Origin of the sequence: Terrabacter sp. 2TAF16 (assembly GCF_052115065.1) — a bacterium.
Taxonomy (GTDB): Bacteria; Actinomycetota; Actinomycetes; order Actinomycetales; family Dermatophilaceae; genus Terrabacter.
This window is the reverse complement of the sequence record NZ_JBFRFZ010000003.1, coordinates 90,517-110,971: the sequence shown is the minus strand read 5'-3', so window position 1 is coordinate 110,971 and position 20,455 is coordinate 90,517. Positions and strand designations below refer to the sequence as shown.

Below are 20,455 nucleotides of genomic sequence, written 5' to 3'. Positions count from 1 at the left end.
GTAACCAAGCCTGTCGCGCTGAAGCTGCGGCGGAGGGTCAGGCCGAGGCGGGCTGCTTCGTGAAGGCGCGGCGGTACGCGACCGGCGGGATGCCGATCTCGCGCTGGAAGTGGTGCCGCAGCACGGCGGCCGTCGCGAAGCCGCTCTCGCGGGCGATCCGCTCGATGTCGAGGTCGGTCGACTCGAGCAGGTGACGGGCCCGGAGCACCCGCTGGCTCGTCAGCCACTTGTGCGGGGTCGTGCCGACCTCGGCGGTGAAGCGGCGGGCGAAGGTGCGTTCCGACATGGCCGCCCGCCTGGCGAGCGACGGGATCGAGTGCTCCTCGTCGAGGCGCTCGGCAACCCACTCCATGACGTCCTGGAGGCCCTCGCACGGCTCGGACGGGACGGGCGTCTCGACGAACTGGCGCTGCCCACCGGAACGGTGCGGCGGGACGACCATGCGGCGCGCGATGCGGGTCGCCACCTCCGAGCCGAGCTCGGTGCGCACGATGTGCAGGCACGCGTCGATGCCGGCAGCCGTGCCGGCGCTCGTCAGGACCGGGCCGTCCTCGACGTAGAGGACGTCGAGGTCAACGCAGGCGCGGGGGTGCTCGTCGGCCAGCCGGGCGGCATACCTCCAGTGGGTCGTGCACTCACGGCCGTCGAGCAGGCCGGCGGCGGCGAGCTGGAAGGCGCCCGAGCAGACGGAGAGGACGCGACCGCCGTTCGCTGCGGTGTGGCGGAGGATGTCGAGGACGTCCGGGTCGTAGGGACCGTCGACGGCTCCGCCGGGGATGGCGACGAGGTCGGCACCGCGGGCGGCTTCGAGAGGGAAGGGCGCGACGATGCTGAGGCCGCTCGTCGTGCGGAGCACCTCGCCCGGGCGTGCCGAGCAGACGCGGAAGTCGAAGGGCGGGACACCGTCGTCGGTGCGGTCGATGCCGAAGACCTCACAGAGGACGCCGAGCTCGAACATGGCCACGGGCTCCTGGGCGATGACGGCGATGGTGCGCAGCATCCGGCCAGCATGGCACGGTTGGCAGGATCTTGTCGATCATCGACAGTTCTGCCACTCGTGGCGGGATCATGATGAGCGCAGACTTTCTGCCATGGACATCATCTTCTTCTTCGTCATGATCATCGCCATCGTCGCGGCCCTCGAGCCGCACCACCGTCGGACGTTCTCACTGCCGCGCGCTCCCTTCGGCGCCGACGCCGAGGTCGACCGCGACATCGAGCGCGTCCTGCACGACGTGCCCGTCACCCGCTGACACACCTGGCCCGCGCCGGCTGGCGGCCGTCAGTCGATGCGCGGCCACAGGTCGTGCGGATCGCGAGCCGGTCGGAAGCCACAGGCCTCGGCGAGGTGCCGGGCGTCGCGGAACCGACGGGCGAGCGACACGGGCTCGTGCGCGTCACTGCCGAAGCTCACCGCGCCACCGCCGACGTCGTGCCACCAGCGGACGACCGTCGGGTGCAGCGGCAGGACCGTGTTGATCTCGAGCACCTTGCCGGCCTCCGCGACGGCCTCGAGGGCCTGGTGGAATTCGACCTCGAACTCCGCCGGGTCGAAGGGGCCGTCCGCGGCCTCGTCCCAAGAACGGATGGGGTCGTCGATGTGGGCGAGGACCTCGAAGGCGTCGTCGGCCGCGACCATGGCTGCGACGTCGCGCAGGTAGCTGCGGACGATGTCCGCGGCAGTCCCAGCTCGAGCGCCCGCGCGCACGTGCGGTCCATGGATCCGTGCGCGGCGTCCCACGACCACTCGCTGTGCACATGACTGTCCGCCGGGAGCGTCATCCGGCCACGCTAGGCCCACCCGCCGCCATTGGCGCTGTCGAAGCCGCGCGCCAGCCGGCCCCGCCCGCCTGCGGGTCCTGCTCGACGCTGTCGGCCATCCCTTCTTGCCTCACGACCGTCACCGGCGACTGAGCCCGGACCAGCCTCACTGCACGCCGTGCCCGCACAGCCGAGCCCAGCGGTCAGAAGGGTGGCGGATCGTCGGCAGTCTCGGCTCCAGCTGAAAGGCATCGAGGCGGTGGACCCGAGCCCGGGTCGCGGAGGGCTTCTCGCCAGTCCTTGGGATAGGTGATGTAGTCGCGACCGGCGAGCGAGGACCAGGAGATGCCGTCGTCGTCGACCCGCTCGACCTGCCAGACTCCGGCGGTCTTGCCGTTGTGGCAGCCCCGGCTCAGGGACTCGGAGTTGGAGACGTGGGTGGAGCCGGCCGGCCACGGGACGACGTGGTCGAGGTCGCACCGGTCGGCCGGCACCTGGCACCCGGGGGCCCGGCAGACGCCGTCGACGGCCCGCACGTGCTCGACCATCGCGGCGGTCGGGCGGTAGCAGTCGGTGGAGAGCTCGAGGGCGCGGCCGGTGTCGACGTCGACGGCAAGGCGCTGCCACACCGAGCCCGGTGCGGTCATGATCTGGCGGGCGTGGGCGGCGGTGACCCAGCCGTGGCCGGGCAGCTCGCAGGCGGCGTCGGACATCCCGACGGCGACCTCGAACGGGACGACGATGCGGACGGCCGCGGGCGCCGCGTCGGACAGCAGGCCCGTACACGAGAGCTCTTCCTCGAGACCACCACCGAGACCGCCACCGGCACCGACAGGTCCTCCAGTGCCGGACGGGACGACGCCGAAGAGGGCGAGGTCGCAGAGCAGGTCGCTGCGCAGCTGGTCGAGGCTGCGGTCGTCGCCACCCGCGCGGGCGACCCGAGCCAGGGCATCGACCCGGTCGAGCACACCGACGATCCGCTCGGCCGGCGCGACGACGGTGAACGTCCCCATCCCGTCCTCGACGAGGCGGCCGTACGCCGTGCGGCGCAGACGAGAGGACCGGCGGCGCTCCTCGGCAGCCCGGGAGTCGGCCGAGCGGACGCACCGCTGCAACCGCGTGGCGAAGAGGCGCTGAGAGGCGACCGCGCCGTCCGGAGCCGGCGCGAGCACCGTGGCCTCGAGGTCGGGGAGGACGTCGTCGCCCAGCGCCCGCGTCTCGACGACGACGCGCAGGGCTCGCTGGAGACTGACAGCACCGGTCCGCAGCCGCTCACGCAGCACCCGATGACGCCGGGGTGCTGTCGCGAGCTCGAGCCGGCGGGCGACCTCGGTCGCGCCCACCCCGGTCGCCCAGGCGATCTCCTGCGCGGCGACCTGGTCGGCCGTGATCGGGACGGGCGAGCTCGTCGTCCACCGGGCGAGCTGCTGCTCCTCGACGGAGTGCAGCGCGGCATACGCGTCGACGAGACGACCCTCGAGGCGAGCCTTCTGGACCTCGAGGCGCTCGATCTGCGAGAGCACCTCCTCGGCCTCGTCATCCAACGTGAGGGACGCGCTGCGCTCCTGCGCGCGATCGGCGCGGGCCTTCGCCTGACCGAGCAGCCAGACCACGCGGGGATCGAGGCTGCTGCCACCGTCAGTCGCGTCGGGCGCCGGACGCCCGGTGTCGAGGAATGGCACGAACTCACTCCTCCCACCCGGGTCGCCGACCCCTCTATTGGAACACACGTTCGATAGACTGTGAAGGTCTGTCCACACTGTGAGTCCATCCGATCCCGTTGCGTCGCAAAGGGATCGGAGCGCGCTCACTCCTCCGCGGTCGGATCCACTCGTGGCTTGCGCCGCGTCAGCAGGACACCGGCGATGCACAACGCCCCGCCGACGAAGGTCAGGGGCGGCGGCACCTCGAAGAGCAGCGCCCAGGCGATGAGTGTCGCGATGAACGGCACGAGGAACGTCGTCAGGGTCAGCGTGCCGGCATCGCTGCGCGCCAGCACGTAGGCCCACGTCGAGAAGGCGATGGCGGTCGGGAAGATGCCGAGGTAGGCGATCCACCACAAGGTGCTGGGCTCGCTGTCACGCACCACGGTGACGAGCTCGCCGCTCCACGGCAGGCACACGACGGCGCCGATGATGCAGGCGAGCCACGTGACCTCGGGACCCGGCAACCGCCCGAGTAGCGGCTTCTGCGCGAGGACGCCCACGGCATACGTCACCGCAGCCAGGACGGCGAGCCACACGCCCACCATGTCGCCGGAGTCGCCTGAGGAGAAGCCGCGCGCGATGACGACGACACCGGCGAAGCCGACGGCCATGCCGATGAGCAGCCAACGCGTCATCTTCTCACCGAGGAAGACCGTGGCGAGGAGCGCGACGATGATCGGCCCGATCTGCACGATGAGCGCGGAGGTGCCGGCGTCGATGCGCCGCTCGGCCTCGTTGAGGGCGAGGTTGTAGATGCCGAACCAGCCGACCCCGCAGAGCAGCAGCAGGGGCCAGTCGCGGCGGGCCGGCCAGGTCCGCGGCCGTCGGAAGACGAGGACCCCGAGGGCGACCGACGCGACGAGCAGACGCCCGAGCGACAGCGCGCCCGGCGGCACGTCTCGGCCGAGGTGGCGGATCGCGACGAACGCGGACGCCCAGAGGAGGAGCGTCACGGCCACGGCAGCCAGGATGAGCCACCTTGCACGGCGAGCGCTGGACGGGGCCTGGGATGCAGTGCGGGAGTCCACGGTCACCCGACGACCGTAGGCGTCGACACCGACAGAGCGCCGCCGGTTTTCCGGTCAGATGTCCCCCACATCCCGCCACCACGGACGGGTGTCAGGCGTCCGGTCGCACAGGCGCCGACGCCCGCCGTGTGGCACGGTGGACGTGCCCCCAGCGCAAGGGTGCCGACCTGCCGCTGCCCGTCCCGAGAGGCCTGACCATGTCCCGACCCCGCACCATCGACGAGGTCCTCGCCGAGGCTCGCGGTCGCCTCCACCGGCTCACGCCCGAGCAGGCCGAGATGGCACGTGCGGACGGCGCGCTCGTCGTCGACATCCGCCCCGCCGCCCAGCGTGCGGCCGAGGGTGAGCTGCCCTTCGCGACGGTGATCGAGCGCAACGTCCTCGAGTGGCGTCTCGATCCCTCGAGCGACGCGTCGCTGCCGGTCGCGAGCCACGACCTCGAGGTGATCGTCCTCTGCCAGGAGGGCTACACGTCCAGCCTGGCGGCCGCCTCGCTCCAGGACCTCGGCATCCACCGCGCCACCGACGTCATCGGGGGGTATGCCGCGTGGCGGGCGTGGCTCGCCTCCGCCGAGTAGGCCCGGACCGAGGACGGTCGAGGGCGCAGCAGTTGATCAGTGGCCCGGGCCGCTGACCATCTTGGCTCGCTCCGACTCGTGTGCCGCACCCTTCGCGGCCAGCGTCGTGCAGGCCTCCTCGATGTCGCGGGCCAGCGTGTCGACGTGCTCGCGGCTCATCGTCTCCTTGACCAGCGCGCGCATGATGGTGACGTCCTGGGCGTCGGGCGGCAGCGTGTAGGCGGGCACCATCCAACCGCGCTCGGCAGACAGCTGCCAGGCGATGTCGAACTCGTCGTACCCGTGGTCACCGGACAGCATGAAGGCGACGAGCGGGAGCTGCTCCTCCTCCCGGCCGATCAGCTCGAAGCGCCCCATCGCCTCGAGCTTGTCGCCGAGCATCCGAGCATTCGCCTGCATGTTGCGCATGATGTAGGTGTAGCCCTCACGTCCGTAGCGCACGAGGTTGTAGTACTGCGCCAGGACCATCGCCGACCCCGTCGAGAAGTTCAGGGTGAAGGTCGAGTCGGTCTTGCCGAGGTAGTTCTCCTTGAAGACCAGGTCGGGCGCCAGGTCTGCGACCTCCCGGAAGATCAGCCAGCCGATGCCCGGATAGACCAGGCCGAACTTGTGACCCGAGACGTTGATCGAGCGCACCTGCTCGAGCCGGAAGTCCCACGGCGAGTCGGGGTAGAGGAACGGCCACACGAAGCCACCACTGGCCCCGTCGACATGAAGCGGCACGTCGAGGTCACGCTCTCGCTTCATCTGCACGAGGAGGTCGTTGATGCCGACGATGTCGTCCTTGTGGCCGGTGAAGGTGGTGCCGAGGACGGCCGCGACTCCGATGGTGTTCTCGTCCACGTGCGGCGCGACGTCCTCCGGGCCGATGGTGTACTTCCCGGGCTGAAGCGGGACGATCCGCGCCTCGACGTCGAAGTAGCGACAGAACTTCTCCCACACGACGTGCACGTCGCCGCCGAAGACCAGGTTCGGACGCTCCGTCGAGCCGCCCGCGGCCTGGCGACGGGTGCGCCAGTTCCACTTCAGCGACAGACCGCCGAGCATGATCGCCTCGGACGAGCCCTGCGTACGAGCTCCCGTGGTCTCGCCCGGGGCGTGGAACAGGTCGGCGAGCATCCGGATGCACCGCTGCTCGATCTCGGCCGTGCGCGGGTACTCCGCGTGGTCGATGAAGTTGCGGTGCAGGTTCTCCGCGATGATCTGCTGCGCCTCCGGCTCCATCCAGGTGGTGACGAAGGTCGCGAGGTTGCGCCCCGGATCCCCTTCGAGGGCGAGGTCTTCGGCCACCAGGCGCCGGGCGTCCACCGCGCTCATCCCCGTGACCGGGAACTCACGGCTGGGCACCTCCTCGGTCACGAAGCGGTTGCCGTAGAGCGCTGCTATGGCGTTGATCTCGGACGGTGTGGACATGCGCTTCTCCTTGAGTCGGACGGAGGGGTGGTGTCTAGGGACTCGCGGGCGTGGCGGTCGCGACGACACGACGCCAGGCCGGGAGCAGGAGTGCGGCGCCGACGAGGAAGCACACGGCGCCCCAGAAGGTCCCGGCCACGGCGATCCGCGTGCTCAGCACCTGGTCCGTGCTCGGCACGACGTAGCTGGCGATCGCGGAGGCCATGAAGAACACCGAGCCGAGCATGTTGAGCCAGGCGATCCGCCACGGGAACGACCGGGGCTGGACGCTGAGGAAGCGGCTCGAGACCGCGAGCACGGCGCAGGCGCTCGCCACGAGGAAGAGCACCGACCCGTAGAGGTCGGGCCGCCACACGTAGCGATCGGACTCGGCGGCCGTCGCGTTGTGGGTCACGGCGGCGACGGTGCTGACGTTGAAGAACAGCGTGCCGGGGAGCTGCACGGCCGCGGCCAGCCAGTTCAGGTCGTGCGGCAGCCAGCACCACAGACGGGCCTGGACCGGCTGGTGCTGGGTGACCTCGTCGACGGCGGTCGTCGAGGGGTTCTGCGCCTGCACGAGCTGGCAGGACGAAGCGCTGGTGAAGAAGACCGAGCCGACGACGTAGGTGACGCCATCGACCCATCCGCCGACGGCATTCAGGTAGGCAGGCAACGAGCCCAGCACGAAGCACGCAGAGCCGGCCATGAAGAGCCAGGCGATCGCCGCGTTCAGGCGTTCTGGTCGTACCCTCATCCTCGGCTCGCTCCCGTCGACGGGTCGATCACTCCACTATCGAGCGGCCTTGGTCGCCGCGGCTCACCCCTTGCGGGTGACTGCCGCCATCCGGATGGATCCCGCCACGCGCCGACTCGCGTCGGACCGTGTCGCTCAGCCGGTCGAGGTGCGCCGAGGGCAGCCGCCACCGCTGCCAGTAGAGCTGGACGTCGACGTGGTCGCGCGACCCGAGTCGCACGAGCTCACCAGCGTCGAGCAACGGCCCGAGCTGAGTTGTCAGGAGCGCACCCCAGCCGAGCCCGGAGCGGACCGCCGTCACGAAGCCACCCCCGTCGGGCACCTCGTGCGTCGGCGGCGCGACGTCCACGCCGCGCCGGTCGAGGATGCGCTGCTGGATGTCGTCCTTGTCGTTGAAACGCACGAGCGGCATTGCGGCCCAGTCGATCCCACGGCCGACCCGATATCGGTCCACGAGCGGCGGCGCCGCCGCTGGCAGGTAGCGCATCGTGACGAGAGGCTCGGTCGAGCAGCCCTGGACCGGCGTCGGGTCGGACGTCACGGCGCCGAGCACCTCACCCGACCGGAGCAGCCGAGCCGAGTGGTCCTGGTCCTCGACCCTCAGGCGCAGCACGACGTCGTCCCAGGCGGCAGCCTCGGTCAGCACCGCACCGAACCACGTCGACATCGAGTCCGCGTTGACGACGATCGGCAGGTCGACCCGGGACCGACCGTCGGCGACAAGCCCCGCAAGCGCCTCCGACTCGAGCAGTCCCTGCTGCCGGGCGAGCCGGACGAGCGCCTCGCCCGCGCTCGTGGCGCGACACGGGGTGCTGCGCACGACGACGACCTGGCCGACCTCGGCCTCGAGCGCCTTGACCCGCTGGCTCACGGCCGACGGTGTCACGTGGAGCCGTCGGGCCGCCGCGTCGAAGGTGCCGGTGTCGATGATGGCGAGCAGGGTCGCGAGGTGCTCGGGCTGGAGCCGCATGAAGCCATGCTAATGATGGTGAAGAAACCTTCGCTTCACTGAAGGTCGCGATCCCTCTACGGTCGAGGGCGTGACCTCCCTCGTGCCCGGCTTCCTCACGATGGCCTCGCTCATCGTGGCCATCGGCGCGCAGAACGCCTACGTGCTCCGTACCGGCCTCGCGCGTCACCACGTCGGGCTCGTCGTCGCCGTCTGCGCCGTGAGCGACGCCGTCCTCGTCCTCGCCGGCGTGCTCGGCGTGGGCGGTCTGGTCACGGCCCACCCGGGACTGCTGACGGTCGTGCGGTGGGTCGGGGCGGCATACCTCGTCGGCTACGGCCTGCTGTGCCTGCGCAACGCGCGCCACCCCAAGGGCCTCGAAGCCGGCGCCATCCAGCGGTCGCGCAGAGGCGTGCTCGCGACGGTCCTCGCGCTCACGTGGCTCAACCCGCACGTCTACCTCGACACCGTGCTGCTCGTCGGGTCGCTCGCCAACCAGCACGGTCCGGACGGACGGTGGTGGTTCGCCGGTGGGGCCGCGCTCGCCAGCGTCGTGTGGTTCACCTCGCTCGGCTACGGCGCGCGCCTGCTCGCGCCGCTCTTCGCGCGGCCGGCCACGTGGCGCGTCCTCGACGTCGCGATCGCCGTCGTCATGTTCACCATCGCCGCCACCCTCCTCCTCGGCTGAACGCCTGATTCGCTCGTTGGCCTGCGCGACGGAAGGGCTCGACCTAACCTCTGCTGCGTGAGCACGGGGGAGGTCGCCGACGTCGGCGACGACAAACGCATGAGGCTTCGGTATGCCGGCACGTGCCGACGGTGCGCCGCCGCGCTCCCAGCAGGGACCCGTGCCGTCTACGAACGGTCGAGCCGGACCGTGCGCTGCCTCGAGTGCCCGGGTGAGTCGGCCACGACGGTCGCCCCGGGGTGTGACGACGTCGGCGTGGCCGTCGTCCCCGACGAACCACGGGCCCAGCCGTCCCTCCAGCCCGAGCCGGCCCGGGAAACCAGCGGCCCGGCCGGCGGGTCGGCGCGGCGCGAGTTCGAACGACGGCGCGACGCCCGGGAGCGCCGCGTTCGCGAGCGCCACCCGCGCATCGGCGGATTCCTCCTCGCCATCACCGAGGAGCCGCAGAGCACCCGGGCCTGGAACACCGGCGCGGAGGGTGAGCAGTTCGTGGGCGGCCGTCTCGACGCCCTCGTGGGTGACGACCTCGCCGTGCTGCACGACCGGCGCATTCCGAGGACGCGGGCCAACATCGACCACGTCGTCGTCTCGCGCCACGGCATCTTCGTCGTCGACGCGAAGAAGTACCAGGGCAGGCCCGCCCTCCGCGTCGAGGGCGGGCTCTTCCGCCCCCGCACAGAGAAGCTCGTCGTCGGTGGACGTGACTGCACGAAGCTCGTCGACGGGGTGCTGGGGCAGGTCGACCTCGTCCGCACGTCCGTCGACGACCCGACCGTCCCCGTGACGGGCGTGCTGTGCTTCGTCGCTGCCGACTGGCCGCTCATCGGCGGTGCCTTCACGACGCGCGGAGTTCACGTGCTGTGGTCCAAGCGCCTCCTGCAGCTCGTCACCGCGACGCCGTCCACCCGCGACACAGCGCCGCTCGCGACCGTGGACGTCGCAGCCGTGCGCGATCGGCTGGCGGCCGCCTTCCCGCCCGCCTGAAGCTCCACCGGGTGCCTACCTCAGACGGGTCCACACGGCATACGCCATCGGATCTGAGGTAGTCGGCGGGCAGGGATAGGGCGGTCGTCCGATGTGGGGGTCTACCTCAGCAACCGAGTCTGGAGAAGTCCAGAACGGCACGAGCAGAGGAAAGACCATGACCACCCAGTACATCGACTTCCGCACCGTCCAGGTCGAGATCGAGTCCCGCTACCCGCAGCGTCGTCGCGTCCGCCGCGACTCGTCGCTCGAGATCATGCGTCGCACCATGGCGCGGGTCTCCCGAGAGGAGAACAACCCGGGCCGCGCGCGGTGACGACGGCGACGCGACCCGTGTCGCCGACCGTCCCGCTCCTGTCGGCGGAGTACGCGATGATTCCGCGTATGCCGCTCAGCACGGGCCCCCTCATCGGGCGGGACACCGACCTGTCCCGTCTCGCCGACGCCATCGGACTGCGCCCCACCCCGGGTGCCCGGCCCGGTGGCGTCGTCGTGCTGTCCGGCGACGCCGGCATCGGCAAGTCCCGCATCGTGGGGCACCTCGTCGCCGAGGCCACCGCGTCCGACTGGTTCACCGCAGTCGGTCACTGTGTCGGCCAGGCGGGCAGCAGCCTCGCCTACCTCCCCTTCGTCGAGCTCGTCGGAACCATCGACGCAGGCCATCCCGACGTCGTCGAGCGGGTGCTCGAGACCCACCCGAGCCTCGGCCACCTGCTGCCCGGGCGCGCCGACGCACCCGACCGGGACCGTTCCGGACGCAGCACCGACCCCGGCCAGGTCGCCGAGGCCGTGCACGCCCTGCTGTCCGCGCTCGGCGACGCCCAGCCGTCCCTCCTCGTCGTCGAGGACGTCCACTGGGCCGACCACTCCTCGCGCGACCTCATCACCCTCCTGCTGACCCGTGGCTTCACGCACGCGGTCGGCCTCGTCGTGACCTACCGCTCCGACGACCTCTACCGCCGCCACCCCCTGCACGAGACGCTCGCCGTGTGGGCGCGCATCGCGGGTCTCGAGCACGTCGAGCTCGCCCCGCTCCCCGACGACGCCGTGCGAGAGCTCGTCTCCGGCATCGAGGGCGCCCCCACTGACGCCGCGACGAACGCCGAGATCGCCCGCCGCTCCGAGGGCAACCCGTTCTTCGCCGAGGAGCTCGTCGCGAGCGCCGCGGCCGGCCAGGGCCTGACCGGCGGCCTGAGCCGCGTGCTCCGCGCCCGCGTCGAGCAGCTCGACGACACCGCCCAGCGCGTGCTCCGAGCCATCGCCCTCAAGGGAGGGCAGTTCATCGGCCACGACCTCCTCTCCCGCGTCGTCGACCTCCCCGACGAGACGCTCGAGGCCGCGCTGGCCGCCGCGGTGGAGCACCACGTCCTCGAGGCCCGCTGGCCGCCGGCCTACACCTTCCGCCACGCCCTCCTCGGTGAGGCCGTGGCCGACAGCCTCCTGCCCGGCGAGCGCCTCCGGCTCCACCGGGCGTATGCCGCCGTGCTGGCCGAGCGTCCCGAACTCGCCCCCGCGTCCGAGCTGGCCCGCCACGCCGCCGCCGTGGGCGACCTGCCGACGGCGGTCCGCGCGAGTCGAGCCGCGGCGGAGGCCGCCATGGCCGTCGGCGGTCCGCAGGAGGCGCTGCTGCTCCTCGAGCGCGCGCTCTCGTGGCTCGACGAGGACGACCCCGAGCGCGACGAGGTGACCCTCCGGGCCTCGCGCGCGGCGATGGTCGCCGGTGAGCCGATCCGAGCCATGGACCTGCTGCGCGACCGGCTGGACCATCCCGGCACCGCGCAGGACCCGGGCGCGCGCGCCGACCTGCTCTCGACGCTCGTCATCCGCTCGCGCATCCTCGACCTGCCGATCGACTCCATCGCCCTGACCGACGAGGCCCTGTCGCTCATCGGCGAGGAGGCCGACGAGCGCCGGGTCCGGGTGCTCGTCGCCCGGGTGCAGGCGCTCGTCGACAACGGCTCGTTCGTCGAGGCGGCCGTCGTCGGCAACGAGGTGTCGCTGCTCGCCGAGCGTCTCGGACTCGGCGGCGCGCTCGCCGAGGTGCGCACCATCATGGCTCGCATCCTCGAGGCCCAGGAGGACCTCGACTCGGTCGAGACGCACCTTCGCTCGATCGTCGCCGACATCGACCCCGACGACCCTCTCCTCCTGCGCGCCCTGCACCAGCTCGCGTCCCTCGCGCACCGCCGCGGCGACCTTCCCGGGTCGCTCGAGCTCTACGACCGCGGGGCCGCCGTCGCCCGGCGGATGCACCGAGAGTGGGCACCCTGGGGGCAGGAGTGCCGCCTGCTCGGCGGACTCACGGCCTACGAGCTCGGCGACTGGGACGGCGCGGCTCGACGCCTCGACCTCGCAGGGCGACCGGCCCCACAGCCGGGGCGCACGATCTTCACCGGCGCCGCCCTGCTCGTGCACGCCGGTCGCGGAGACCCCGTCGACCCCGACCTCATCGGGGCGATGCGGGAGTGGTGGCCCGTCGACGGCCTGTGCGTCGTGCTGACGACCATGCCCGCCGTCGACGTGCTCGGCCAGACGGGCGACCTCGGAGGGATGCTCGACCTCACCGAGGAGGCCGTCCGCGTCCTCGACGCCACGTGGGGCGAGTACCACGCCGTCGTGCGGCTCGCCGCGCTCGTGGCCGGGCAGGCTGCAGCGCTCGTGCCCCGGGCCGACCCGGCGCTCCGGGCCCGCGCCGTCGCCGTCGTCGAGGAGCTCGCCGATCGCGGCCGCCGCATCACTGAGCTCCGGCCCGCCGTCGAGAAGGCGAGCCGCCCGAAGTTCGAGCGTGCCGCCGCCGAGTCGCTCGAGGACACGAGCCGCGAGACGTGGGCGTGGACCGCACGGCTCGAGGCCGAGGTGCTGCGGCTGCAGCGGGTCGCCGGGGTCGAGGAGCCGCCGCCGGTGACCGAGCTCGTCGACGCGTGGCGCGAGAGCGTCGCGGCCTTCGAGCGCTACGGCCACGTCTTCGAGACCGCCCGCTCGCGGGCGCGGCTCGCCGAGGCCCTGCGGGCCGCGGGCGAGGACGTCGAGTCCCGCACGGTCGCCGAACTGGCCCGCGAGGAGGCCGTCAGGCTCGAGGCCAAGCCGCTCCTCGCCGAGCTCGACGCGGTGCGCCCCGCCGGCGTGACGGTCGACCTCACCCCTCGCGAGCTCGAGGTGCTCGCGCTGCTGGCGCAGGGCCTGACCAACGGTCAGATCGGCAAGCAGCTCTACATCAGCACCAAGACCGTGAGCGTCCACGTCTCCAACCTCCTGGCCAAGCTCGGCGCCTCCGGTCGCACCGAGGCGGCCGCCATCGCGCGACGACGTGGGCTCGTGACCGGATGAAGGCGGTCAGGCTGGCGCGCCCTCGCGCACGGCGACCCCGGGTCGCGACCGGCGCAGACCGGGGGTGAGGGCGACCGAGACGACCACCGAGGCGACGGCCATGACGCCCATCGCCTGCGCGGCCGCGACCGGCCCCATCCCCAGCGCGGTCGCGACGACGCCCCCGAGCAGCGCCCCGAGGGCCTGGCCCACCATGAGGCCCGTGCCCTGCAGCCCGAAGACCTGGCCTCGCGCCTGCGCGTCGGTGTGCGTCACCAGCCGCTCCTGCAGGGGCAGGCTCGCCGAGTAGCCCACGGACGCCACGAAGGCCAGCGCAGCGGCATACGGAAGCGACGGGACGGCGAAGAAGGCGAGGTAGGGGATCGCGAGCAGGAGCCGCAGCGGGCCGATGAGCCGGTCGCGCACGGCCACGGCGAGGAAGCGCCCGACGACGACGTCGCCGAGCAGCATCCCTGCCGCGGTGACGGCGAAGAGGTAGCCCGCGCGCTCGCCTGCGAACGGCACGAAGAGTGCCTCGCACCCGACGATGAGCCCGTTGGGCACCCACAACGTCAGGTAGAGCGGACGGATGACGCGCGACCCGAGCAGGGCGCGGTTGACCTCGCGGGTGCGGCGCACGAGGGAGGTGGCCGCGTGCCGCGGCGGGTGGTCCTCGAGGCCGAGGCGGAGCAGCACGACCGCGACGAGGAGGGCGACACCCGAGCCGAGGAAGAGCTCGGTCGTCGTGAAGGTGATGAGGAGCAGACCGCCGATGCCGTAGCCGACGATCTGCATGCCGCCGACCGCGATGTTCATCGTCGCCCGGCCGAGGATGAAGCCGTCGGGCGGGAGGATGTCGGAGACGAGCGCCATCATGCTGCCGCCGAGCGCCGAGGTGATGAGCGGGCCGACGGCGAGCAGCGCGAAGCGCCAACCCCACCCGAGCCCCGGGATCGCCTGGAGCAGGTCGCTCACCATCGTCGTCGTGAAGACGAGGACCAACGCGGTGCGCGGACGGACGAGGTCGGAGCCGGAGCCGAAGAGGGTCTGGCCGACGATGCGCATGAGCGGCGCGCCGAACATCGCGAGGGCCGTCAGGACCGGCGACCCCGTGGCCGCGAACGTGATGGTGCCGAGCGCGAGGGACGCGACGGCATACGCCCCGATGTTGATGCACTGGACGAGGAAGAGGACCCGGAACTCACGGATGGCGAACAGCTGGCGGTAGGTCTTCACTCGCTCCACCCTGACGACTCGCGGCCCGGGCCGCTAATCTTTCGGAGGGAGGCGAAACATGGGGACGTGGCGGATCTCGGCCGACCTGCTGGCGCGGAGCCGCTTCGTGGTGTCCCCGCGCATCGAGACGGTCGCCGCCCTCAACGACCTCGTGCGGCCCAGCGACGCCGCGGGGCGGGCCTTCGCCGCCGCGCACCGTGAGTCGTTCGAGGCGATGCTTGCAGAGCACCCCGTGCGGCGTGCCGTCCTCGACCACAGCTGGCGCACGGGATGGATCTCCGACTGGCTCGCACTCCCGCCAGACGGTCCGGGTCGCAGCTTCGCCGACGAGGTCGATGACGTGCGAGCCTTGGGGGACAAGCGAATTCGCGCCTACCTGCGCGAGAGCACCCCCGAGGCGTCGCTGCCGCGCATCCTCAGCCGACCGGGCACGGCCGAGCAGGCGGCCCAGCTGCTCGAGTGGGTGTGGACGCACGCCCTCGCCAGCGACTGGGGCCGCCGCGAGCGCATCCTGCGTGCCGACATCGTGTCGCGGACGGCGCGCCTCGCGACCCACGGCTGGGCCGCCGTGCTGCGTGACCTCGGCCGCGACCGCCAGTGGCTCGGCGACGGCCAGCTCCGGATCAACCGCTACGACCTGCCCTCGCGCGTCCTCGACGACGACGCCGACCTCTACTTCGTGCCCGCCCACGGGACCGCCACGTGGGTCGGCTGGGACCTCCCCCGTCGCTACGCCATCTACTACCCCGTGACCGGAGCCCTCGCCGAGGTCGACGGCCAGGCAGACGACGGGCTCGAGCGCCTCGTCGGCAGCGCTCGGGCACGGCTGCTGCGCGCCCTCGACGGACCGTCGAGCACGAGCGCGCTCGTCGCCCGCACGGGTATGCCGCTGGGCTCGGTCGGCGACCACCTCAAGGTGCTGCTCGCCTCGGGCACCGTGCTGCGCCGACGGTCGGGACGCGAGGTGCTCTACTGGCGCACCGCCCTGGGCGACGCCCTCGTGGCCTCCGGTCGGGGAGTTCTCCCCATGTACCGCAACGCCGCTCGCCCCTAGCGTCGGCGCTGCGGACGCGCCCGCGTCCACGCCACCGACACACGCTCAGGGGTAGTCATGTGTGAGCTCCACGAAACCACCAGTCCCGCCGTCGGGCGCCGCACACTGATCCGCGGCGCGGGCGGCCTCCTCATCGGCGGCGGACTCGTCGCGGCCACGGCCACCGCCGCCCAGGCCGCCACATCCCAGAACGGCTGGCCCGCCGGCTCGTCGTCGACCGTCCCGCTCGCCACCCTGGCCGTCGGCGCCGCGACCTTCCCGGCCGGCGTCCGCCGTGGTGACGTCCACGTCGTCCTCGGCTACGTCGCCCGCCGCTTCAACAGCGAGGTCGAGGGGCTCGTCAAGGGCTGGTGCTGGGGCCACAGCTACCGTCCGATCTCGGGCAGCACCACCCTGTCGAACCACTCGAGCGGCACGGCCATCGACCTCAACGCCCCGCGCCACCCGCTCGGCAGGTCAGGCACCTTCACGGCGACGCAGCGATCGCACATCCGCTCGATCCTGAACTCCTGCAACGGAGTCGTGCGCTGGGGCGGCGACTACTCGGGCCGCAAGGACGAGATGCACTTCGAGATCAACGTCCGCCCCGGGGATGCTCGCCTCGCGGCCCTCGCCCGGCGGATCGGCGGCGGTGGCGGCACCCCGACGCCCGCCCCGAGCGCCTGGACCACGGTCGACCGAGGGGCGAGCGGCTTCCGCGTCACGGCCATCCAGCACCTCCTGCGCCAGCGCGGGTTCAGCCTCACCGTCGACGGCTCGTTCGGACCGACGACCCAGAGCCGCGTCATCTCGTTCCAGCACTCCAAGGGCCTCACGGCCGACGGCGTCGTCGGACCGAAGACGTGGTCGGCGCTCGTCGTCTCCGTCAAGCGCGGCTCGAGCGGCCAGGCCGTCGTCGCCGCGCAGAAGCTGCTGACCCACCGGGGCTACAGCCTCACGGCCGACGGCGTCTTCGGCGCGATGACCGCGACGAAGACGCAGGCGTTCCAGCAGTCCCGGGGCCTCACCGCCGACGGTGTCGTGGGCGCCCGCACCTGGGCGATGCTCACCGCCTGACGAGCGGACGATTCTCCCCGGAACTTCCCAGCGAGGACCCTTCTCCGGCAGCGATTTCAGGTCTAGCGTCTGCGGTGTTCACGCCATTCGACGAAGAGGGGCACGGCACATGGCAGAAGACTGGGCAGCTGACGTAAAGAAGTACTCCCCCGACGCCGACGACGCCGCGATCAAGGGCGTTGTCCGGCACTGCGGCATCGCGCTGCAGAAGCGCGACTCGGCACTGGTGTCGTTCAGCGACAAGAGCGAGACCGACCGCGTGCGTGACGGATTCATGAAGAAGAAGCTCGGCCTCACCGACTCCGACGCCGATCTCGACGCCTCCCTGGCAGAGGTCGGGCAGACGCTCAAGGGCGACCGCACGAAGAACCGCGTCACCGTCTACTACCTGCTGGCCGAGAAGCACGGGAAGCTCGACCTCTTCCGCTGACCTCCGCTGCTGACCGCGTCCTTCCGGACGCGGACGAACGTATGCCGCCTGGCCGGGCCAGGCGGCATACGTGCTGCTTCCGGGTCGGCGGCCCGGGTGCAACGACACACCCGGGTCAAAGGTTCACCGGCCGCCCCTCGATTTCGGGTCGGTCATCCGCTCACCATGGAGGATGGACAACCACAACGCCGTGCACCATGGCACTCCCTCGCGTCGCCTCGTCCTCGGCTCGGCTGCTGCCGTCGCCGTCACCGCCCTGACCGCTCCCGTCGCCTCCGCCGAGCAGGGCCGTGGCCGCGGCCACCTCCCCTCGCGCATCGACCTACCGATCGGGACCCGCCCTGAGGGCATCACGTCCGGGCCGGGACCGACCTTCTACGTCGGCTCCGTCGCCGACGGCCGCATCGTCACGGGCTCCCTCCGCACCGGAGCCGTCCGCACCCTTCTCGCCCCCGAGGCCGGACGGTCGCTGCGCGGCCTCTACTTCGACGCCCGCACCGGGCTCGTCTGGGCCGTGGGCTCGCTCGGCGCCGTCGGACACGTCTGGGCCGTGGACGCCCGGTCGGGAGCCGTCGTCGGCGACACCGTGGTCCCCGGGGCGGGCTTCCTCAACGACCTCGTCGTCACCCGTCGCGCCGTGTGGGCCACCGACTCGAACGTCGACCGCCTCACGATCGTGCGACTCACCCGCCACGGCCGCCCGTCCGGGGCCCCGGCCGAGTTCGTGAACCTCATCGGCGACTGGCCGACCAGTCCTCCGAACACCTTCAACGCCAACGGGATCCGCACCCTGCCCCACGGGCCCATCCTCCTGAACCACAGCCGCGTGGGTGGCCTCTGGCAGGTCGACCCGGCTTCCGGCGTCGCCCGCCGGATCGCCGTCACCGGTGGACCGCCGATCACGAGCGGCGACGGGCTGGAGCTCGTGGGCCGGACCCTCTACAACGTGCGCGGGAGCGGCCCTCAGGACGTCAGCGTCGTGCGACTCCGGACCCACGCCGGCGAGCTGCGCGGTCGGTGGGTCGCCACGCTCACCGACGCCGGGCTCGACGTGCCGTCGACCGCCACGGCCGCGCTCGGCTCGCTGTGGGTCGTCAACGCCCGCTTCGGGATCCCCTCACCCGACACGGCCCCCTTCTGGGTCACCCGCCTCCCGGCCCGATGACGAGGACGTATGCCGTCGGGTCCCCATGGACCCGGCGGCCGGACGGGCGCACACTGGACAGATGGACACGCGCCGCAGCAGGTTGACCCGTCGCAGCGCCCTGACCGCCGTCGCGGGCTCGGCACTCGTCGCCCTCACGGCCCTGGCCGGATCGTCGGCCGTCGCCGCACCCCGGACGGTGGCCCCGGCCGCCCCTGTCGTCACGACATCGCTCGCCGACGTGCGCCTGCCCTCGGTGTCGGCGCCGCACCACGTGCCCACGCGGGCCGGGTCGTGCTCCGTCTCGATGATGAGCGACCTCTAGCGCCACCCGTCGAGCCTGCTCGCAGGGGTGGTCCGGCACGCCGGGCCACGATTCGGTCACGGCTGGTGGGGAGGACGGCCCCACTGGGTACGTTGCGTCAGTTCGGACCCGGGTGACGTCCCGGGTCCCCGTCCCACCCGCGAGGATCCCGCCATGCCGACGCCGCGCCGCACCACGCCCCGCGAGTGGATGAACCACCTCGAGCAGACGCTCGAGGCGTTCGACGAGACCGGCGGGCACCGCACCCTGACCCAGGTCTTCGACGAGCTCGGCGTCGAGGACGCCCTCTCGCTCGTCGTGCTCCCCTACCTCCACGAGCTCGGTGAACGGTGGTCGGCCGGGTCGATCGGCGTGGCCCAGGAGCACTTCGCGAGCAACGTCCTGCGCTCGCGGCTCTCGGTTCTCATGGGGGCCGACGAACGACCCGAGGGCCCCCTCGCCGTGCTCGCCTGCATGCCCGGCGAGCAGCACGAGTTCGGGCTCATGGCCACCTCGATCGTGCTCTCTCGCCTCGGCTGGCGCACCTGCTACCTCGGTGCCGACACGCCCTCCGCCGAGCTCGCCCTCACCTGCCGGACGCTCCAGCCCGAGGTCGTCGTCGTCGCGGCACGCCGGGCCACCGCCTTCGCCGCCCACGCGCCGGCGCTGCGCCGCGTCGCCACGTCCACACCGGTACACCTCGCCGCGGCTGGCGCCACCGACGAGGTCGCCCAGCTGTGCCACGCGACCCGCCTGGACGGCGATCCCGTCCGCGGCGCCCGCACCCTCCACGAGGCCCTCGGCAAGTCCTCCACGCAGATCGACGAGTCCACGGCTGTCTGACGACAGGCCGGCCTGCCCACCGCGCGCGTGACCTGTTCGGCGATAGGCTCGTTTGCCGTGCCCAGGCACCGTGACCCGCAGGACCCGACCGATGGAGCTCCCATGAACGCAGGACCGAACGGCCCGCAGCACCTCGTCGACCAGGTCGGGTCGGAGGCCGTGGACGGACCCGGTCGCACGGGGCGCGACCAGCGCATCGGGCTCGTCTTCGCGGGCATCGCCGCCGCCGCCCTCCTCGTCGCCGGGCTCATCACCATCGTGGTCAGGATGGCCGGCTGAGCGCGGCGAGCGCCACCGGCCGCCCCGACCGGCCCACGAACTCCTCGAAGGCCGCGATCGTCGGGTCGTGCGCGGGGTTGCGCACCATCGCGCCGATGGTCCGTTGCGCCTGCGGGTGGTCGAGCCGGACAGGGACCACGTCGCCCTCCGGGGCGAAGTCCGGGAGGATGGCGACGCCGAGCCCTGCACCGACGAGTCCCCTTGCGGTGTGGACATCCTCGGCCTCGAAGGCCACGCGCAGCGGCACCCCGGCGTCGGCGTAGATCTCCTCGACGCGGCCACGCAGGCCGAAGCCGGTCTTGAGGACGATGAGCTCGTCGCCCCCGTCGGCGGCCAGACGCTCGACGGAGACCGAGCCAGCCCCGGCGGCCGGGTGCGACCGGTGTACGGCGACGACGAGGGGCTCGTCGTAGAGCACCGTGGTCGACGCACCGGGCAGTGACGGTGGCGACGCGACGAGCGCGACGGAGCAGCGGCCGGCCTCGAAGTCGTCGAGGGCCTTCTGCCGTGAGCCCTGGGCCAGCTCGAACCGCACCCCCGGGAAGCGGTCGCGGAAACGGCGGATGAGGGCCGGCACGACGGCCTCCCCGAGCAGGGTCTGGAACGACAGACCGACCGTGCCGTGCCCGACGACGCTCGACCCGGTCACGACGTCGACACCGCGCTCGAGTGCACCCACCCCCTCCTGCGCGAAGGGCAGCAGCGCCCGTCCGGCCGCCGTCAGGGCGATCCCGCGCCCGTCCCGCTCGACGACGGGGGTGCCGAGCAGGTCCCCGAGGCGGGCCAGGGCCCGGCTGACGGTCGGCTGGGGCATGCCGAGAACGGCGGCCGCGGTCGTCACCTGGCCGACCTCCGCGACGACGACGAAGACGGGCAGCAGCCGCACGACAGCCCGGAACTCGGCAGGTCTCATGCTCTGATCGTATGAGTCGCGCCTTTGGTATGCATTGGTGCGCACGACCT

At 72.2% G+C, this 20,455-nt stretch carries 22 protein-coding genes; 13 read left to right on the top strand and 9 right to left on the bottom strand.

Annotated features, from left to right (window positions below; all coding sequences use genetic code 11):
- Positions 1–37: 37 nt before the first annotated feature.
- A complete protein-coding gene (locus AB4Z14_RS04365) occupies positions 38–1,000 on the bottom strand; it encodes a GlxA family transcriptional regulator (protein WP_442274120.1) in 963 nt (320 codons plus the stop codon).
- A 91-nt stretch (positions 1,001–1,091) separates the two neighbouring features.
- Between AB4Z14_RS04365 and AB4Z14_RS04360 the strand changes: the two genes are divergently transcribed.
- A complete protein-coding gene (locus AB4Z14_RS04360) occupies positions 1,092–1,253 on the top strand; it encodes a hypothetical protein (RefSeq protein WP_156415519.1) in 162 nt (53 codons plus the stop codon).
- Positions 1,254–1,282: 29 nt separating this feature from the next.
- On the opposite strand, the gene AB4Z14_RS04355 is transcribed toward AB4Z14_RS04360, so the two are convergent.
- The 3 genes from AB4Z14_RS04355 to AB4Z14_RS04345 all read right to left on the bottom strand — a co-directional run bounded on the left by AB4Z14_RS04355 (position 1,283) and on the right by AB4Z14_RS04345 (position 4,426).
- A complete protein-coding gene (locus AB4Z14_RS04355; RefSeq protein ID WP_442274119.1) occupies positions 1,283–1,708 on the bottom strand; it encodes a hypothetical protein in 426 nt (141 codons plus the stop codon).
- Positions 1,709–1,964: 256 nt separating this feature from the next.
- Positions 1,965–3,443 (bottom strand): HNH endonuclease signature motif containing protein, encoded by a 1,479-nt coding sequence (locus AB4Z14_RS04350; RefSeq protein WP_442274118.1) that lies wholly within the window; start codon positions 3,441–3,443, stop codon positions 1,965–1,967.
- Between the two features lie 125 nt (positions 3,444–3,568).
- Entirely contained in the window at positions 3,569–4,426 is an 858-nt protein-coding gene (locus tag AB4Z14_RS04345) for a DMT family transporter (RefSeq protein WP_442274117.1), read from the bottom strand.
- 266 nt (positions 4,427–4,692) lie between these two features.
- On the opposite strand from AB4Z14_RS04345, the gene AB4Z14_RS04340 reads away from it, so the two are divergent.
- Positions 4,693–5,073: a rhodanese-like domain-containing protein gene (locus AB4Z14_RS04340; protein ID WP_442274116.1), complete on the top strand. Its 381-nt coding sequence runs from the start codon at positions 4,693–4,695 to the stop codon at positions 5,071–5,073.
- 36 nt (positions 5,074–5,109) lie between these two features.
- Here the strand turns inward: AB4Z14_RS04340 and AB4Z14_RS04335 are convergent, their stop codons facing one another.
- Genes AB4Z14_RS04335 through AB4Z14_RS04325 form a run of 3 tightly spaced genes read right to left on the bottom strand, consistent with a single transcriptional unit; the run spans position 5,110 to position 8,189 of the window.
- The gene (locus AB4Z14_RS04335) at positions 5,110–6,486 is read right to left on the bottom strand and encodes a glutamate decarboxylase (RefSeq protein ID WP_442274115.1); all 1,377 of its coding nucleotides are present in this window, start codon (positions 6,484–6,486) and stop codon (positions 5,110–5,112) included.
- Positions 6,487–6,520: 34 nt separating this feature from the next.
- Positions 6,521–7,219: a hypothetical protein gene (locus AB4Z14_RS04330; RefSeq protein WP_442274114.1), complete on the bottom strand. Its 699-nt coding sequence runs from the start codon at positions 7,217–7,219 to the stop codon at positions 6,521–6,523.
- A 28-nt stretch (positions 7,220–7,247) separates the two neighbouring features.
- Entirely contained in the window at positions 7,248–8,189 is a 942-nt protein-coding gene (locus AB4Z14_RS04325; RefSeq protein ID WP_442274113.1) for a LysR family transcriptional regulator ArgP, read from the bottom strand.
- Between the two features lie 70 nt (positions 8,190–8,259).
- On the opposite strand from AB4Z14_RS04325, the gene AB4Z14_RS04320 reads away from it, so the two are divergent.
- The 4 genes from AB4Z14_RS04320 (at position 8,260) to AB4Z14_RS04305 (ending at position 13,167) form a co-directional block, all read left to right on the top strand.
- Positions 8,260–8,856, top strand: a complete 597-nt coding sequence (locus AB4Z14_RS04320) for a LysE/ArgO family amino acid transporter (protein ID WP_442274112.1) — start codon at positions 8,260–8,262, stop codon at positions 8,854–8,856.
- Between the two features lie 57 nt (positions 8,857–8,913).
- On the top strand, positions 8,914–9,840 hold the full coding sequence (locus AB4Z14_RS04315; RefSeq protein WP_442274111.1) for a nuclease-related domain-containing protein: 927 nt from the start codon (positions 8,914–8,916) through the stop codon (positions 9,838–9,840).
- Between the two features lie 157 nt (positions 9,841–9,997).
- Complete coding sequence (locus tag AB4Z14_RS04310; RefSeq protein ID WP_020143554.1) at positions 9,998–10,156, top strand: hypothetical protein; 159 nt, start codon at positions 9,998–10,000, stop codon at positions 10,154–10,156.
- Positions 10,157–10,224: 68 nt separating this feature from the next.
- The gene (locus tag AB4Z14_RS04305; protein ID WP_442274110.1) at positions 10,225–13,167 is read left to right on the top strand and encodes a helix-turn-helix transcriptional regulator; all 2,943 of its coding nucleotides are present in this window, start codon (positions 10,225–10,227) and stop codon (positions 13,165–13,167) included.
- 6 nt (positions 13,168–13,173) lie between these two features.
- Here the strand turns inward: AB4Z14_RS04305 and AB4Z14_RS04300 are convergent, their stop codons facing one another.
- Positions 13,174–14,382 carry a hypothetical protein gene (locus AB4Z14_RS04300; RefSeq protein ID WP_442274109.1) on the bottom strand — a complete coding sequence of 403 codons (1,209 nt, stop codon included), beginning with the start codon at positions 14,380–14,382 and terminating at the stop codon, positions 13,174–13,176.
- 58 nt (positions 14,383–14,440) lie between these two features.
- Between AB4Z14_RS04300 and AB4Z14_RS04295 the strand changes: the two genes are divergently transcribed.
- The 7 genes from AB4Z14_RS04295 (at position 14,441) to AB4Z14_RS04265 (ending at position 19,492) form a co-directional block, all read left to right on the top strand.
- A complete protein-coding gene (locus tag AB4Z14_RS04295; RefSeq protein ID WP_442274108.1) occupies positions 14,441–15,436 on the top strand; it encodes an ArsR/SmtB family transcription factor in 996 nt (331 codons plus the stop codon).
- Positions 15,437–15,493: 57 nt separating this feature from the next.
- Complete coding sequence (locus AB4Z14_RS04290) at positions 15,494–16,492, top strand: peptidoglycan-binding protein (RefSeq protein WP_442274107.1); 999 nt, start codon at positions 15,494–15,496, stop codon at positions 16,490–16,492.
- Between the two features lie 109 nt (positions 16,493–16,601).
- Positions 16,602–16,922, top strand: a complete 321-nt coding sequence (locus AB4Z14_RS04285) for a DUF2853 family protein (protein WP_442274106.1) — start codon at positions 16,602–16,604, stop codon at positions 16,920–16,922.
- A gap of 172 nt (positions 16,923–17,094) precedes the next feature.
- Entirely contained in the window at positions 17,095–18,087 is a 993-nt protein-coding gene (locus AB4Z14_RS04280; protein WP_442274105.1) for a hypothetical protein, read from the top strand.
- 61 nt (positions 18,088–18,148) lie between these two features.
- Complete coding sequence (locus tag AB4Z14_RS04275) at positions 18,149–18,391, top strand: hypothetical protein (protein ID WP_442274104.1); 243 nt, start codon at positions 18,149–18,151, stop codon at positions 18,389–18,391.
- Positions 18,392–18,544: 153 nt separating this feature from the next.
- Positions 18,545–19,213 carry a cobalamin B12-binding domain-containing protein gene (locus AB4Z14_RS04270; RefSeq protein WP_442274103.1) on the top strand — a complete coding sequence of 223 codons (669 nt, stop codon included), beginning with the start codon at positions 18,545–18,547 and terminating at the stop codon, positions 19,211–19,213.
- 102 nt (positions 19,214–19,315) lie between these two features.
- Positions 19,316–19,492 (top strand): hypothetical protein, encoded by a 177-nt coding sequence (locus AB4Z14_RS04265; protein ID WP_442274102.1) that lies wholly within the window; start codon positions 19,316–19,318, stop codon positions 19,490–19,492.
- Here AB4Z14_RS04265 and AB4Z14_RS04260 read toward each other — a convergent pair.
- Complete coding sequence (locus AB4Z14_RS04260; RefSeq protein WP_442274101.1) at positions 19,476–20,405, bottom strand: LysR family transcriptional regulator; 930 nt, start codon at positions 20,403–20,405, stop codon at positions 19,476–19,478. The two genes, AB4Z14_RS04265 and AB4Z14_RS04260, sit on opposite strands and share 17 nt — an antisense overlap.
- Positions 20,406–20,455: the final 50 nt, after the last annotated feature.